Annotated in this window: 16 protein-coding genes; 11 read left to right on the forward strand and 5 right to left on the reverse strand. The window is 71.7% G+C overall.

Annotated elements, in window-relative coordinates; all coding sequences use genetic code 11:
- Positions 1-42: 42 nt before the first annotated feature.
- Positions 43-891 (forward strand): 3-hydroxyacyl-CoA dehydrogenase family protein, encoded by an 849-nt coding sequence (locus O7620_RS31155; protein WP_278126733.1) that lies wholly within the window; start codon positions 43-45, stop codon positions 889-891.
- A 41-nt stretch (positions 892-932) separates the two neighbouring features.
- Here O7620_RS31155 and O7620_RS31160 read toward each other — a convergent pair whose 3' ends face one another.
- A complete protein-coding gene (locus tag O7620_RS31160; protein WP_278126734.1) occupies positions 933-1,778 on the reverse strand; it encodes an ABC transporter permease in 846 nt (281 codons plus the stop codon).
- Positions 1,775-2,626 (reverse strand): ABC transporter ATP-binding protein, encoded by an 852-nt coding sequence (locus tag O7620_RS31165; protein WP_278126736.1) that lies wholly within the window; start codon positions 2,624-2,626, stop codon positions 1,775-1,777. Before O7620_RS31165 ends, O7620_RS31160 begins: the two co-directional genes overlap by 4 nt.
- A 151-nt stretch (positions 2,627-2,777) precedes the next feature.
- Between O7620_RS31165 and O7620_RS31170 the strand changes: the two genes are divergently transcribed.
- Positions 2,778-4,781: a protein meaA gene (locus O7620_RS31170; RefSeq protein WP_278126738.1), complete on the forward strand. Its 2,004-nt coding sequence runs from the start codon at positions 2,778-2,780 to the stop codon at positions 4,779-4,781.
- Between the two features lie 9 nt (positions 4,782-4,790).
- Here O7620_RS31170 and O7620_RS31175 read toward each other — a convergent pair whose 3' ends face one another.
- On the reverse strand, positions 4,791-5,093 hold the full coding sequence (locus tag O7620_RS31175; protein ID WP_151491397.1) for a DUF1540 domain-containing protein: 303 nt from the start codon (positions 5,091-5,093) through the stop codon (positions 4,791-4,793).
- Positions 5,094-5,639: 546 nt separating this feature from the next.
- Here O7620_RS31175 and O7620_RS31180 point away from each other — a divergent pair.
- Complete coding sequence (locus O7620_RS31180) at positions 5,640-6,206, forward strand: hypothetical protein (protein ID WP_278126740.1); 567 nt, start codon at positions 5,640-5,642, stop codon at positions 6,204-6,206.
- 62 nt (positions 6,207-6,268) lie between these two features.
- Here O7620_RS31180 and O7620_RS31185 read toward each other — a convergent pair whose 3' ends face one another.
- The gene (locus O7620_RS31185; protein ID WP_151490943.1) at positions 6,269-6,886 is read right to left on the reverse strand and encodes a DUF4126 domain-containing protein; all 618 of its coding nucleotides are present in this window, start codon (positions 6,884-6,886) and stop codon (positions 6,269-6,271) included.
- Between the two features lie 71 nt (positions 6,887-6,957).
- Here O7620_RS31185 and nucS point away from each other — a divergent pair, with 71 nt between their 5' ends.
- On the forward strand, positions 6,958-7,617 hold the full coding sequence (nucS, locus tag O7620_RS31190; protein ID WP_278126742.1) for an endonuclease NucS: 660 nt from the start codon (positions 6,958-6,960) through the stop codon (positions 7,615-7,617).
- A 25-nt stretch (positions 7,618-7,642) separates the two neighbouring features.
- Here nucS and O7620_RS31195 read toward each other — a convergent pair whose 3' ends face one another.
- Positions 7,643-9,139, reverse strand: coding sequence for an aldehyde dehydrogenase family protein (locus O7620_RS31195; protein WP_278126744.1), 1,497 nt, complete (start codon positions 9,137-9,139; stop codon positions 7,643-7,645).
- A gap of 307 nt (positions 9,140-9,446) precedes the next feature.
- Between O7620_RS31195 and O7620_RS31200 the strand changes: the two genes are divergently transcribed.
- The 7 genes from O7620_RS31200 (at position 9,447) to O7620_RS31230 (ending at position 15,732) form a co-directional block, all read left to right on the forward strand.
- A complete protein-coding gene (locus tag O7620_RS31200; protein WP_278127231.1) occupies positions 9,447-9,812 on the forward strand; it encodes an FHA domain-containing protein in 366 nt (121 codons plus the stop codon).
- A gap of 48 nt (positions 9,813-9,860) precedes the next feature.
- Positions 9,861-10,925 (forward strand): alpha/beta hydrolase, encoded by a 1,065-nt coding sequence (locus O7620_RS31205; RefSeq protein ID WP_278126746.1) that lies wholly within the window; start codon positions 9,861-9,863, stop codon positions 10,923-10,925.
- Positions 10,926-11,051: 126 nt separating this feature from the next.
- Positions 11,052-12,842 carry a 3-hydroxybutyryl-CoA dehydrogenase gene (locus O7620_RS31210; RefSeq protein ID WP_278126747.1) on the forward strand — a complete coding sequence of 597 codons (1,791 nt, stop codon included), beginning with the start codon at positions 11,052-11,054 and terminating at the stop codon, positions 12,840-12,842.
- Between the two features lie 40 nt (positions 12,843-12,882).
- Complete coding sequence (locus tag O7620_RS31215; protein ID WP_151490937.1) at positions 12,883-13,377, forward strand: SigE family RNA polymerase sigma factor; 495 nt, start codon at positions 12,883-12,885, stop codon at positions 13,375-13,377.
- Positions 13,374-14,477: a hypothetical protein gene (locus O7620_RS31220; RefSeq protein ID WP_278126748.1), complete on the forward strand. Its 1,104-nt coding sequence runs from the start codon at positions 13,374-13,376 to the stop codon at positions 14,475-14,477. The genes O7620_RS31215 and O7620_RS31220 overlap by 4 nt, the downstream gene beginning before the upstream one ends.
- Positions 14,478-14,540: 63 nt before the next feature.
- The gene (locus O7620_RS31225; RefSeq protein WP_231640156.1) at positions 14,541-14,864 is read left to right on the forward strand and encodes a hypothetical protein; all 324 of its coding nucleotides are present in this window, start codon (positions 14,541-14,543) and stop codon (positions 14,862-14,864) included.
- Between the two features lie 70 nt (positions 14,865-14,934).
- Complete coding sequence (locus O7620_RS31230; RefSeq protein ID WP_278126749.1) at positions 14,935-15,732, forward strand: alpha/beta hydrolase; 798 nt, start codon at positions 14,935-14,937, stop codon at positions 15,730-15,732.

Consider the following 15,732-nt stretch of genomic DNA (forward strand, 5'->3'; position numbering starts at 1 on the left):
AGGGTGCAGGGCAGGCACTCAATCGCAGCGAGGGAGAAGTAGATGGCGGGTCGACTCGCGGTCGTCGGGGCCGGGCTGATGGGCTCCGGCATCGCCCAGGTGGCGGCGCAGGCGGGCTGGCAGGTGACGCTGCGCGACCTGGACGACGCGGCCACCACCCGAGGGCTCGGCGGCATCCGGAAGTCGCTGGAGAAGTTCGCCGAGAAGGGCAGGATCGAGGCGTCCGAGGTCGAGGCGACCCTCGCGCGGATCACCCCGACCACCGACCTGGAGGCGGCGGCGGACGCGGACATCGTCGTCGAGGCGGTCTTCGAGCGGTTGGAGATCAAGCACGAGGTGTTCCGCGCCCTCGACAAGATCTGCAAGGCCGACGCGGTGCTCGCCACCAACACGTCGGCCATCCCGGTCACCCAGATCGCCGCGGTCACCGAACGGCCCGAGGCGGTCGTCGGCACCCACTTCTTCTCCCCGGTGCCGATGATGCAGCTCTGCGAGCTGGTCCGTGGCTACAAGACCAGCGACGCCACGCTGGACACCGCGCGGGCCTTCGCCGAGGAGATCGGCAAGACGGTCGTCGTGGTCAACCGGGACATCGCCGGCTTTGTCACGACCCGGCTGATCTCCGCCCTGGTGATGGAGGCCGTCAAGCTGGTCGAGTCGGGCGTGGTGTCCGCCGAGGACCTGGACACCGCCTGCCGGCTGGGCTTCGGGCACGCCATGGGTCCGCTGGCCACCACCGACCTGACCGGGGTGGACGTGCTGCTGCACGCCTCGAAGAACATCTACACCGACACGGCCGACGAGAAGTTCTTCCCGCCGGAGCTGCTCCAGCGCATGGTCACGGCCGGCGACCTGGGCCGCAAGACCGGCAAGGGCTTCTACACGTACTGAGTCACGGCGACCGGGGCGGCCATTCCGCCCCGGTCGGCCGCTCAACCGTCGCGCTTGGTGGTCCAGCGGAACGTCGTCAGGCAGAGCACCAGGCCGATCACGCACCACAGGCCCAGCACCAGCGCGACCCGACCCAGCTCGAACGAGCCGCCCGGCTCCTGGGCGCCGAAGCTCTCCGGCAGGAAGACCGCCCGCAGCCCCTGGCACATCCACTTGAGCGGAAACAACGCGGCGACCTGCTGCATCCAGGTGGGCAGGCTGGTGAACACGAAGAACACCCCGGAGATGAACTGGAGCACCAGGGCGACCGGGGTGACCACAGCCGAGCCGCTGCGGGCGGTGCGGGCCAGCGAGGAGATGGCGATGCCGCACAGGGTGCAGGCGGTCACGCCGAGCACGGCGACCCAGCCGAAGGTGAACCACTTCGCGGCGGTGCCCGGCAGGTCGAGGTCGAACAGCGCCACGGCGACGGCCAGCAGCAGCGCGGTCTCGGCGATACCGATCACCACCACCATGAGCACCTTGCCGGCGAACCACACCCACTTGGGCATCGGCGTGCCCCGGTAGCGCTTCAGCAGGCCCCGGTCGCGCTCGATCGGGATCCAGATCCCGAGGTTCTGGAAGCTCACCGTCATCAGGCCGGTCGCGATCATGCCGGTGATGAAGTACTGGGTGAACTTGACCCCGCCGCCGATCTCACCGCTGAAGATCGACGCGAAGATCAGGATCATGATGATGGGGAAACCCATCGTGAAGACCACGGACTCCCGGCTGCGCAGGAACTGGGTGATCTCCAGTCGGCCCTGGCGCAGGGCGAGCGTGCCGGCGCCCGGCCGGCGGCCTCCGGTGGCGGCGACCGGCGTCGCCGGCTTCGTCGTGGTCGTCATCGCGCGTGTCCGATCATGGTGAGGTAGACGTCCTCCAGGGTCGGCCGGGTCACGGTGAGCCCCGGGACCTCGCCGCCGTAGCGCGCGGCCAGGTCGGCCACCAGGGCCGTCGGCGTCGCGCTCTGCGCACTCTCCACCGTCCCTTCCGGGGTACGCCAGGAGACCGTCGCGAGGGCTTCCTGCCGGTTGCCGAGCCGGTTCGGTGCGGCGACCTCGACCAGCCGGCCGCCGGCGATCACGCCGACCCGGTCCGCGAGGGCCTCCGCCTCGTCCAGGTAGTGGGTGGTGAGCACGATGGTGGTGCCGGCCGCGGCGAGGTCACGGATCAGCTCCCAGAACTCGCGGCGGGCCTCCGGGTCGAAACCGGTGGTCGGCTCGTCGAGGAAGAGCAGCTCGGGGCGGCCGATGATGCCCAGCGCCACGTCGAGGCGGCGCTTCTGCCCGCCGGAGAGCGTGTGCGTGCGGGCCTTCGCCTTGCCGGCCAGCCCGACCCGTTCGATCACCTTGACCGGGTCGTCGGCGTCCGGGTAGAAGCCGGAGAAGTGCCGGATCACCTCGGCCACGGTCAGCTCGTCGAACTCGCCGGTGCCCTGGAGGACGATGCCGACCCGGGAGCGCCAGCCCGCGTCCGGCTGGGCCGGGTCCGCGCCGAGGACGGTGACCTCACCGGCGTCCCGGCGACGGTAGCCCTCCAGGATCTCCACCGTGGTGGTCTTGCCGGCGCCGTTCGGGCCGAGCAACGCGAACACCTCACCGCGGCGGACGTCGAGATCCACGCCCGCCACGGCCACGTTCTCGCCGTACGCCTTGCGCAGCCCTCGGACGGAGATGGCCAGCTCGTCATCCATGACGTCCAGTGTGCGTCCTGGCTGGCAAGCCTGTTGCCCCGGGGTGTGGCGGTCCGCGCCACTGCGCGTGCTTCGCACCCGGACGTCCGCGACATGGACCTGTGTGGTTTTCCACAACCCGTTTTACTGAACGGTAACTTAGACTCCGGCCATGGATGAGACGGCATCCGGGCGGCTGCCCGAGCGGGACCGCCCGTGGGTGATGCGCACCTACGCCGGCCACTCGTCGGCCACCGCCACCAACGCCCTCTTCCGGCGCAACCTGGCGAAGGGGCAGACCGGTCTCTCGGTCGCCTTCGACCTACCCACCCAGACCGGGTACGACCCGGACCACGAGCTGGCCACCGGCGAGGTCGGCCGGGTCGGGGTGCCGGTGGCCCACCTCGGCGACATGCGGGCGCTGTTCGACGGCATACCGCTCGCCGAGATGAACACCTCGATGACCATCAACGCTCCGGCCATGTGGCTGCTGGCCCTCTACGGCACCGTCGGGCTGGAGCAGAACGCGGAGCTGGCCCGCTGCGCCGGCACCACCCAGAACGACATCATCAAGGAGTACCTGTCCCGGGGGACGTACATCTTCCCGCCGGCGGCATCCCTGCGGCTCACCGCCGACGTGGTCGCGTACACGCTGCGGGAGATGCCCCGGTGGAACCCGGTCAACATCTGCTCGTACCACCTCCAGGAGGCCGGTGCCACGCCCGTGCAGGAGGTCGGATTCGCGCTGGCCACCGCCGTCGCCGTCCTCGACGCGGTCCGCGACTCCGGTCAGGTCCCCGCCGAGCGGATGGGCGACGTGGTGCAGCGGATCTCCTTCTTTGTCAACGCCGGCGTGCGCTTCGTCGAGGAGATCGCCAAGTTGCGCGCGTTCGGCGCGCTCTGGGACGAGATCACCCGGGACCGCTACGGGGTCACCGACGCCCGGCAGCGCCGGTTCCGCTACGGCGTGCAGGTCAACTCGCTCGGCCTGACCGAGGCGCAGCCGGAGAACAACATCCAGCGCATCGTGCTGGAGATGCTCGGCGTGACGCTGTCCCGCGACGCCCGGGCCCGCGCCGTGCAACTGCCCGCCTGGAACGAGGCGCTCGGTCTGCCCCGCCCCTGGGACCAGCAGTGGTCGCTGCGGATGCAGCAGGTCCTGGCGTACGAGTCGGACCTGCTCGAGTACCCCGACCTCTTCGCCGGCTCGCACGTGATGACCGCGCTGGTCGACGAGATCGTCACCGGGGCGCGGGTCGAGCTGGACAAGGTGCTGGAGCTGGGCGGTGTGGTGGCCGCCGTGGAGACCGGCTACCTCAAGAGCGCGCTGGTCGCCTCGCTGGCCGAACGTCGTCGTCGGATCGAGTCCGGCGCCGACGTGGTGGTCGGGGTCAACCGCTTCGCCGAGACCGAGGTGTCCCCGCTGACCGCCGCCGGGGCGGAGGCGGTCGAGCAGGTCGACCCCGCGGTCGAGGCCGCCGCCGCGGACGCCGTACACCGGTGGCGGGCCGATCGGAACGCGGCGGCCGTCGACGCGGCCCTGGCCCGGCTCCGCGCGGACGCCGCGACCACCACGAACCTGATGCCGGCCACCCTGGAGTGCGTGCGGGCCGGGGTGACCACCGGCGAGTGGGCCGGCGCGCTGCGCCAGGTCTTCGGCGAGTACCGGGCACCGACCGGTCTCGCCGGCGCCACCGGGACCGGCGGAGATCCGTGGCTCGCCGTGGTCCGTGAGCGGGTCACCGCCACCGCCCGCGAGTTGGGCAGCGGGCGGCTGCGGCTGCTGGTCGGCAAGCCCGGCCTCGACGGGCACTCCAACGGCGCCGAGCAGATCGCGGTACGCGCCCGCGACGCCGGCTTCGAGGTCGTCTACCAGGGCATCCGGCTGACCGCCGGGCAGATCGTCGCCGCCGCCGTCGAGGAGGACGTCGACCTGGTCGGGCTCTCCGTGCTGTCCGGCTCGCATCTGGCCGCCGTGCCGGCGGTGCTCGACGGGCTCCGCGCCGCCGGCCGGGGCGACCTGCCGGTGGTGGTGGGCGGCATCATCCCGGCCGGCGACGCCGACACGCTGCGGGCGGCCGGAGTGGCGCGGATCTTCACCCCGAAGGACTTCGCCCTCACCGGCATCATCGACGACCTGGTGACGGTCATCCGGCAGGCCAACGACCTGCCCTGATCCCGCCGGTCAGCCTCGCCGGCCCGCGTACGTCATGCAGTCGGCCATGTCGTTGTCCGGCCCGACCCGGATCGACGACGCGTGGCACTCCAGCTGCTCGTTGTGCTGACAGTCGGAACGCTGGCAGGCACCCACCTGGGCGGTGAGGCCGTCCACGCCACCTCGGACGGGCGACTCGACGAAGGTGTGGCAGTGCGCGTGATCCATGCTGCCGATCGTGATCGCGAAGGCGTGGCAGTCACCCGACTGGTTGTACGCGCACGCCGCGACCACACACTCCTGGACCCGGGGCATCTCCATCGCTGCGGTCATGCCGACCTCCTCTGGTCTCTTGCCCGATCCTAGGCTTTTGCCGGTATCCCAATCCCGGATATCACCGCCCGCCGATCACCCGCGACGACCCGAATCCGGCGCCGCGCTCACGCCGCGCCCGCGCCGTGCCGATCCGTCACTTCACGTCCCGTATCGGGTCGCCGCGCGCATCTGTGCGCGCTGGGCTGTCTGCCGTCGGGGTGGGTGGTTTGTCCGGTGGTGCGGGTTTGTGGGCTGTGACCGGCCGCACCCGGGCGGCGGAATGGTGGCCGGCCGGGGGTCGTTACACACCCTGACGATCGCAGGACCACGGCCGCCGGCTCGACCGGGCGGCCCCGGGGAATGACCCCCGGCAGCCGGTCGTTACATCCGGTCCCGGCGCCCCGAGCCCCCCGGCTTGGTAGGCCGCCGACACCGGCGCCGCGAGCCCCCGGGCTCGCAGGCCCCCAAACTTTCCCCCTTGTTTGTGCAGCGCCGGACGAGGTGCTCACACCCGCGCCGTTCCCCCTTGGCACGGGTGTTCCTACCCCCGAAGGAGCTACCCCCATGACCACGATCTTCCGTAAGAGTGTGCTGTCCGTTGCGGGTCTCGCGTTCGCCGGTGGCGTGTTCGCCGGTCCGATCGCCGCCCACGCCGCTACCCCGGCCGTGGACGTCAAGCCCGTCGCGGTGGCGGTGCAGACGGGTGCGCCGAAGCCGCAGGGCGAGCAGTCGCACATCACCCTCAACGGTGAGCAGACCGCGAACGTGAAGGCGATCATCGCCGCGACGAAGAAGGCCCGCCTGCCCGAACGCGCCGCGGTGATCTCGATCGCGACGAGTTTGCAGGAGTCGAAGCTGGAGAACCTGGGTCACCTGGGTGACGCCAACGACCACGACTCGTTGGGCCTGTTCCAGCAGCGCCCGAGCTCCGGTTGGGGCACGCCGGAGCAGATCACCGACCCGGCCTACTCCACGACGGCGTTCCTCAAGGGCCTCACGCAGGTCGACGGTTGGCAGGACATGGCGCTGACCGACGCCGCGCAGACCGTGCAGGTGTCGGCCTACCCGGACGCCTACGCCCAGTGGGAACAGCAGGCCACCGACCTGGTCAACCAGCACTGGAACAGCTGACCCGCAGAACAACACCGAAGGCCGGCACCCGCACAGGGTGCCGGCCTTCGGCATGTTCGGTGTCAGACGCGGAAGCCGGCGGCGCGGGCCGCCTCTCGTTCGCGGCGTCGTTCGGAGCGGCGGCGGACGAACCAGAAGACGAAGAACACCAGGGCGAGCAGGAAGACCAGGACCAGTACCGGCAGGATGACCGCCACGAGTGAGACGATCACGCTGGTGGCGTCCTCGGCGGTGCTGGCCACCGGGGCGCCGAACCCGGCGGTGGTCGCGTTGACGACCGGGCGTGCGGCGGACTTGAGCAGGTGAACGCCGAACGCGAGCACTACGCCGGTGGCCACCGGCACCCACTGGTGGGTGGAGAAGAAGCTTCCCGGGTCACTGACGGTGACCGTCTCCGACGATGATCCGGCACCGAAGGCGAGGCCACCTGCGGTGGGTCGGACCACGGTCTGCACGACGTCGTTGATGTGGTCGACCACCGGCACCTTGTCGGCCACCATCTCCACGGCGAGCAGTACGGCCAGGATGACGATGACCCAGCCGTTGCCGAGCCACGTCCAGCCGCTGGGCAGGTCGATCAGGTCGGTGTAGCGGGCGAGCAGGCCGAGGGTGAGCAGGGGTATGTAGGCGTTCAACCCTGCCGAGGCGGCGAGGCCGGTACCGGTGAGGACTTCGAGCACAGTCTCAGCATCGCACCGACGCGCCAGTGCCGCTCGGTGGCGACCGGGGGGTGCTCGGCTACCCTCGTCGGGTGCGGTTGGTCATTGCGAAGTGCTCGGTGGACTACGTCGGACGGCTGTCGGCTCACCTGCCGCTGGCCACCCGGTTGTTGATGGTGAAGGCGGACGGGTCGGTGTCGATCCATGCCGACGACCGGGCGTACAAGCCGTTGAACTGGATGAGCCCACCGTGTCGGCTGGAGGAGGCCCCCGGCGTGTGGCGGGTGGTCAACAAGGCTGGCGAGGAGCTGCGGATCACCCTGAACGAGATCTTCCAGGACACCTCGTACGAGCTCGGAGTGGATCCGGGTCTGCGTAAGGACGGGGTGGAGGCGCATCTCCAGGAGCTGCTGGCCGCCAACCCGGGCGCGTTGGGTGAGGGGTACACGCTGGTCCGCCGCGAGTACATGACGGCGATCGGCCCGGTCGACCTGCTCTGTCGGGACGCGAACTCCGGCGCGGTGGCCGTCGAGGTCAAGCGGCGCGGTGAGATCGACGGTGTGGAGCAGCTGACCCGCTACCTGGAACTCATGAACCGTGATCCGCTGCTCAGCCCGGTCACCGGGGTGTTCGCCGCGCAGGAGATCAAGCCGCAGGCGCGGGTGCTCGCCACCGACCGGGGTATCCGGTGCGTGGTGGTGGACTACGACAAGCTGCGCGGCATCGAGAAGGACGAGCTGACCCTCTTCTGACCGCTCACGCGCCGGGTTCCGACACTCACCTGCCGTACATCGTCTTGATGACCTTGATGAGTCGTGCCACGTCGGTCGGGGTGCGCTCGAAGGTCATCGACGGCAGCAGTGACCGGGCACGCCGCTTGGTGATGGCCTTGGCGCGACCGAACTCGCGCAGCCCGTCCTCCCCGTGGGTGCGTCCGAAGCCGGAGTCACCGACTCCGCCGAACGGCAGCGTCGACATTCCGGCGAAGGTCAGGCTGGAGTTGACCGAGGCCATGCCGGAGCGCAGCCGCCGGGCGATGGCCACCGCGCGTCGCCGGCCGAAGACCGAACCCCCCAGGCCGTACGGCAGGGCGTTGGCCCGGTCGACGGCCTCGTCGGCGTCGCGGACCCGGCTGATGGTCAGCGTGGGCCCGAAGGTCTCCTCGCGGACGGCGGCCGAGTCCTCCGGGACGTCCACGAGGACGGTCGGGTGGACGTATGGCGGCCGCACCGCGTTCGGGCCGCCCAGCACGGCGCGTCCGCCGGAGGCGATGGCGGCGTCGATGTGGCGGCGGATGACGTCGAGCTGGCCGGGCATCGTGATCGGGCCGATGTCGGTGCCCTCCGGCCCGACGGTCAACCGGCCGGCGCGGGTCACCACCTTGTCGACGAAGGCGTCGAAGACCGGGTCGACGGCGTACACCCGCTCGATGCCGATGCAGGTCTGACCGGCGTTGGTCATGCCGCCCCAGACGCACGCCTCGGCGGCGGCGTCCAGGTCGGCGTCGCTGTCGACGATCATGGCGTCCTTGCCGCCGCCCTCGATCAGCACCGGGGTCAGTGTCTCGGCGCAGGCGGCCATCACCTTCCGGGCCGTCGCGGTGGAGCCGGTGAAGGCCAACTTGCCGACCCCGGAACGGCAGAGCGCCGCGCCCACGTCGCCCAGCCCGTGCACCGCCGTGAACACCGGCTGCTCGGGCACCACCTCGGCGAAGCTGTCCACCAGCCACTGGCCGGCGGCGGGCGTGTACTCGCTCGGCTTGAGCACCACGGCGTTGCCGGCGGCGAGGGCGTACGCGGCGGAGCCGATCGGGGTGAACACCGGATAGTTCCACGGCCCGATGACGCCGACCACGCCGTACGGCTGGTATTCGAGGTGCCCGGAGAACTCGGCGAGGATGAGGCGGGACCGCACCCGGCGCGGGCCGAGCACCCGACCGGCGTTGCGGGCGGCCCAGTCGATGTGTTCGATCGCGGTGACGATCTCGACGATCGCGTCGGCGACCGGTTTGCCGCCCTCGACGTGCACCAGCTCGGCGAGCTGTTCGATCCGCTTGGCGAGCAGGGCGCGCCAGCGCAGCAGCCGCGCGCGACGGCCGCTGAAGCCCAGCCCGACCCACCACTCACCGGCGGCGCGGGCGCGGTCGACGGCCTGCCGCACGTCGGCCTCGGTGGCGAGCGGGAGGCGGCCGGCCTCGGCGCCGGTGGCCGGACTGGTGGAAACCAGGTGGCCGGCATCGATGAGAGGCGTGCCAGGGACATGGACAGCCGTCATGGCGGCAGTCTAGACCCGAAGATTACTCATCGGTAGGCCGCGATTCCGACCCGGCCGGGCGGGAGTCGCATCGATCCGCCCACTCGTTGATCAGGGCAGGTCAGCCCCTGGGTGGAGACTCTTCGTCGCCCGAATTGTCGAACACAAGGTGACCGGGAGGTGACGAGGAGCTGACCGGCTGGTCGGTATTGACGATTACCGTCTGATGGCAAGCTGACGCGCGGAGTGACGGTGTGGGGTGGAGGGCTGACTGTCCATGGAGGAACATCCAGAATTGCTGCCGTTGTTGACGGTTGCCGGTGGGCCGATGCGCGGGGCGAGTTTTCGGCTGCGGGCCGAGCCACAGGTGATCGGTCGAGCGCCGACCGGTCACGTGGTCATCAACGATCCCCACTTGAGCCGCCGGCACGCGGAGGTGTGGCTGGCCCCGGAGGGCGCGTCGCTGCGGGACCTGGGCTCGACGAACGGCACCTGGCTCAACGACCGCAGGATCACCGGGACCGAGTTGCTCTCCGACGGCGACGTGATCCGGATCGGCCGTACCGAGCTGCGCCTGTTCGACCCGGGGGTCGCGCACACCGATCCGGTCGGGCTCAGGTTCGGCCCGTCCCGGCGTGACGTTCGGCCGACGTTGCCGTTGCCGCTGGCGGCGCCGCCCACCGCGCGGCGCTAGGCGTCGGGGGTCTGGACCGGCGCGGAGCGCCGTGGCAGCATGCCGCGGATGGAGACCGAGCAACGGACCGTCACGGCCAACGGCATCACCCAGGCGGTACGGGTGGCCGGCCCGCCGGACGGCACGCCGCTGCTGCTGATCCACGGCAACTGCTCGTCGTCCCTGTTCTGGGAGCCACTGATCCGGCGGCTGCCGCCGACGCTGCGGGTGGTCGCACCGGACCTGCGTGGCTACGGCGACTCCGAGACCGCGCCGGTGGAGGCCACCCGCGGCCTGCGGGACTTCGCCGACGATGTGGCCGCACTGCTGGACGACCCGACGCTCTTCGGCGGCAGCGACGCGACCCCCGTGGTGGTCGGGCACTCCCTCGGCGGCGGGGTGGCGATGCGGCTGCTCGTCGACCACCCGGAGCGGGTCCGCGCGCTGCTGCTCGCCGCGCCGGTCTCCCCGTACGGCTTCGGCGGCACCCGGGACGTGGCGGGCACACCGACCACCCCCGACTTCGCCGGTACCGGTGGCGGCACGGCGAACCGGGACTTCACCGCCCGGCTCGCCGCCGGTGACCGCGGCGCCGAGGCGCAGGCCAGCCCACGCGCCGTGCTGCGGGCCACCTACGTGGCCGACCCGGCCTCGCTGGACACGGACGAGGAGCTGCTGCTGGACAGCCTGCTGTCGACGGCGACCGGCGACGACAACTATCCGGGCACGGCGGTGCCGTCGGAGAACTGGCCGGGCATGGCGCCGGGGGAGCGGGGAGTGCTCAACGCGCTCGCGCCGACCTGGTTCCGGCTCGCCGACGAACTGGTCGCCGTGGCCGACAAGCCGCCGGTCACCTGGGTACGCGGGGACGCCGACGTGATCGTGTCGGACACCTCGCTGTTCGACCTGGCGTACCTGGGCTCGCTGGGCGTGCTGCCCGGCTGGCCCGGGGAGGAGGTCTGCCCGCCGCAGCCGATGGTCGGCCAGACCCGGGCGGTGCTGGAGCGGTACGCGGCGGCCGGCGGCGCGTACCACGAGGTGGTGTTGCCCGGTTGCGGGCACAGCCCGCACCTGGAACGCCCGGCGGAGTTCGTCGCGGAGCTGCTGGCCCTGACCGACGTGCCGGCCGTCTAGGGGCACTGGGGCGCCGTGGGTGAAATATGCCACGGCGTCTCGACAACCAAGCGTCACGTGGCAGACTCGCGCGCATAACCTTAGCGGCCGTTCAGTGGCCGTGCGGAGTGTCTGGGGAGGCCGGTCGTGGCGCGCGAGTTCAGCACCGTGGGTGTGGTGGGGCTGGGCACCATGGGTGCCGGCATCGTCGAGGTCTTCGCCCGCAACGGCATCAACGTGGTCGCGGTCGAGATCTCCGAGCCGGCGCTGGAACGCGGCCGGGCCACCCTCACCGGCTCCACCGACCGGGCCGTCGCCAAGGGCAAGCTCGCGGCAGCGGACCGGGACGCCCTGCACGAGCGGGTCCACTTCGCGGTGGGCCTGGACGCGCTGCACTCCGTGGACCTGGTCATCGAGGCGGTGCCCGAGCACCTCAACCTCAAGCAGCGGATCTTCGCGGAACTGGACCGGGTCTGCCGGCCGGAGACCATCCTGGCCACCAACACCTCGTCGCTGAGCGTCACCGAGATTTCGGTCGCCACCACCCGGCCCAACCAGGTGATCGGCATCCACTTCTTCAACCCGGCCCCGGTGATGAAGCTGGTCGAGGTGGTCCGCACGGTCGTCACCTCGCCCGAGGTGGTCGCCGACGTCGAGGCGCTCTGCGGCCGGCTCGGCAAGGTCGACGTCACCATCAACGACCGGGCCGGCTTCATCGCCAACGCGCTGCTCTTCGGCTACCTCAACCACGCCGTCGGCATGTTCGAGTCGCACTACGCGACCCGGGAGGACATCGACGCCGCGATGAAGCTCGGCTGCGGCCTGCCGATGGGCCCGCTCGCGCTGATGGACCTGATCGGCCTGGACACCGCGTACGAGATCCTGGACACCATGTACCGGCGCGGCGGGCGGGACCGCCGGCACGCCCCGGTGCCGCTGCTCAAGCAGATGGTGACGGCGGGACTGCTCGGCCGGAAGTCCGGCCGGGGCTTCTACACCTACGAGCGGCCCGGCTCCCCGGTGGTCGTACCGGATGAGGCGACGCCGCCGGCCACGGAGGCCGCGCTCGCCGACGGCGCGCGAGCCATCGCCAAGGTCGGCGTCGTGGGCTCCGGGACGATGGCCACCGGGATCATCGAGGTGTTCGCGAAGGCCGGCTACGAGGTCGTCTCGGTGACCCGCGGCGCGGAGAAGTCCGCGACGGTCTGCGAGGCGGTGAAGACCTCGCTGAACAAGGGCGTGGTGCGCGGCAAGCTGGCCGAGGCCGACCGGGACGCCGCGCTCGGCCGGATCAGCTGGTCGGCCACCCTCGACCACCTCGCCGACGTCGACCTGGTGGTCGAGGCGGTGGTCGAGGAGCTGAGCGTCAAGAAGGCGCTCTTCGCCAGCCTCGACGAGATCTGCAAGCCGGGCGTGGTGCTGGCCACCACGACCTCCTCCCTGCCGGTGATCGACGTGGCGATGGCCACCCAGCGGCCGGCCGACGTGGTGGGGCTGCACTTCTTCAACCCGGCGCCGGTCATGCCGCTGGTCGAGGTCGTCCGCACCATCCGCACCTCGCCGGAGGCCACCGCCACCGCCCGCGCGGTCTGCGCCGCGCTCGGCAAGACCGGCGTGGTCTGCGGCGACCGGTCCGGGTTCATCGTCAACGCGCTGCTCTTCCCGTACCTGAACGACGCGGTGAAGATGCTGGAGGCCAGCTACTCCACCGCCGACGACATCGACCACGCGATGAAGCTGGGCTGCGGTTACCCGATGGGCCCGTTCGAGCTGCTCGACGTGGTCGGCCTGGACGTCTCGCTGGCCATCCAGCGGGAGCTGTACCTGGAGCTGCGCGAGCCGGGCTTCGCGCCCGCGCCACTGCTGGAGCACCTGGTCACCGCCGGCTACCTGGGCCGCAAGACCCGCCGGGGATTTCGCGACCACTCGCACCGCTGACCGGGTCAACGCCGGAACGTCCCGGCCGCGTCTGCATGGTGTGACCTTCGAGGAGTACGTCGCCAGCCGCGGCCCCGCCCTGGTCCGGCTGGCGCGGCTGCTGACCGGCGACGAGCACCGGGCCGAGGACCTCACCCAGGACGTGCTGTCCCGGGCGTACGTGCACTGGCGCAGGATCTCCCGGGCCGACCGTCCCGACGTGTACGTGCGTCGGATGCTCGTCAACGCCAACAACTCCTGGTGGCGCCGCCGGTCCAGCCGCGAGCTGGCCGTCGACACCGTCGCCGACCGCCCGCAGCGCGGCGACCTCGGCGGCGAGGTGGCCGACCGGGACGAGATGTGGCGGCTGATCCTCGGCCTGCCCGACCGCCAGCGGGCGGTGCTGGTGCTGCGCTACTACGAGGACCTCGACGACGCGACGATCGCCCAGATCCTGGACTGCTCGCCGGTCACCGTCCGCACCCATGCGATGCGGGCCTTCGCGAACCTCCGGGAGCGCTGCGGTGCCCCGGCCAAGAACGGGAGCCGGCCGTGATCGACCTCGACGAACAGATCGCCCAGATCCTGCGAGAGCGTGCCGAGGGCGACGTCGACACCAACCGGCTGCTGCGGGCGTCCCGCGCGCGCGGCCGCCGTCGCCAACTGCACCGCCGGGTCGCCGCAGGGACCGCGTTGTCCCTGGTCGGGGCGCTCGGCGTGGTGGGGGTGACCGGGACGGGCCCCGACGGGCTGACCGGCCGACTGCCCTGGACCGCCGCCAAGCCCGCCGCCACGCCCGCCGGCGCCACACCGGTGCCGCCCCGGGTCGACGGGGTGCCCGGGGCCGCCGCCGACCCGGCGCTGGTCGGCAGCGATCCGACGGTGCTGCACTTCGGCCTCGACCCGACCCGGGTGCGCTACCTGGGCTGGTCGGTCGTCCGGGGCCACACCGAGTCGGTACGGCTCAGCGTGCGGGACGACCAACCGGTGCATGTCCAGGTGAGCCGTACGCCGGAATCGTTGTCCAGCAGCGTCTCGTTCGGCAACGTCGAGGTCGACGTGGCCAGGCTGGGGATCCAGTCCTTCGACGGCACGATCCACCCGACGAGTGGCGGCGCGAGTGGGCTGGTCACGTCCTGGAATCCCGCACCGGGTCTGTACGCCCGTGCCGTCATCCTGCAGGGGGACCGCGCCGGGCTGGAGCGGGCGGTCGGGGCACTGCGCTGGAACGAGGCCCGCTCGTGCGCCGTGCCGCTGCGGCTCGACGCCCTGCCCGACGGCGCGCCGATCAACACCTGCTCGGTCGACGTCAGCGCGTACCCGAAGCTGGTCACCTCGGACTTCACCCTCGGGCGGGCGGCGAACCAGATCATGTTCGTGACCTACCGTTACGCGAGCGGGGCCGGCACCCGTACCGAGGGGAACCGGACCATCGCTGGCCGCCCCGCGAACCTCTCCGCGGACGGGTCGACCCTGGATCTGCTCGGCATCCCCCGGACGACGGTGAGCGTCAACTTCAACTGGCAGTGGGAGGGGCGGCGGCCGGCCGACGCCGAGCCGGGCGCGACGAGCGGCTTCACCGAGGCGGACGCGACGACCGTGCTGGCGGGGGCGCGGGTCGTCGACGACCCGACGCGGCCGCAGAGCTGGAAGTGAGCGCAGCCGTCGGACGGACCGCCCCCGGGCTGGTCCGTCCGGCGGAACGTACGCTTGGTGACTGTGAGCCCCCGTCGCAATCGCCCTCGCCGGGACGAGAACGCCAACCTGGATGCCGACCGGGTCCGGCAGGGTGTCGCCTCGGTGCAGCAGTGGACCGACGGTGCCTGGCAGGTGCGCGGGATCGGCGCGGGCGCGTCGGTCAAGACGTACCGCTGCCCCGGTTGTGACCAGGAGATCCGACCCGGGGTGGCGCACCTGGTGGCCTGGCCGGCGGACGGCCTGGGTGACCTGACCGACCGGCGGCACTGGCACAGCGGCTGCTGGCGTGCCCGGGAGCGGCGCGGCCCGGCGGTGCAGCGCGGCCGGGGCACCCCGCGCTACTGAGCGAGCGACCTGGATCACCCTCTTCCCGCCTGGGCGGGCGGCGGCGGCGACTTCGCGACAGACTTGGGCGGTGAGCACACCGATCCGCGCGTCGTCGATCCTGCCCGGTCGTCGGGAGGACATCGAGCTGCACACCGCCGACGGTCTGCGGCTGGTCGGCGAGTTGGCCCTGCCGGCGCAGCGACCGCCGGTCGCCACCCTGGTCTGCCTGCACCCGCTGCCCACCCACGGCGGAATGATGGACAGCCACGTGTTCCGCAAGGCGGCCTGGCGGCTGCCCGCGCTGGCCGACGTGGCCGTGCTGCGGTTCAACACCCGCGGCACCAGCAGTGTGCGCGGCACCAGCGAGGGGGCCTTCGACGGTGCGGTGGGCGAACGTTTCGACGTGGCCGCCGCCATCGAGTACGCGGAGTTCGCCGAACTGCCCAACATCTGGCTGGTCGGCTGGTCGTTCGGCACCGACCTGGCCCTCAAGTACGGGTGTGACCCGGCCATCGCCGGCGCGATCCTGCTCTCCCCGCCGCTGCGCTTCTCGACACCGGACGATCTGACCACCTGGGCCGGCTCCGGTCGGCCGCTGGTGGCGCTGGTGCCGGAGTTCGACGACTACCTGCGCCCGGCGGAGGCGCGGGAGCGGTTCGCGGCCGTGCCGCAGGCCGAGGTCGTCGGGGTGCCGGGCGCCAAGCACCTCTGGGTCGGCGACGCGGAGACCGTGCTCGACGAGATCGTCCGCCGGGTCAACCCCGCGGTCGAGGTGCCCCTGCCGACCACCTGGGACGGCCCGATGGAGGCCGGCGACGTCAGCGCGTACGCCGACCGGACGGTGGCGGCCTTCGCGGACACCCCCGTGCCCCGGCCGGGCGACTGA

Origin of the sequence: Micromonospora sp. WMMD710, from assembly GCF_029626045.1 — a bacterium.
In the GTDB taxonomy this organism is placed as follows: domain Bacteria; phylum Actinomycetota; class Actinomycetes; order Mycobacteriales; family Micromonosporaceae; genus Micromonospora.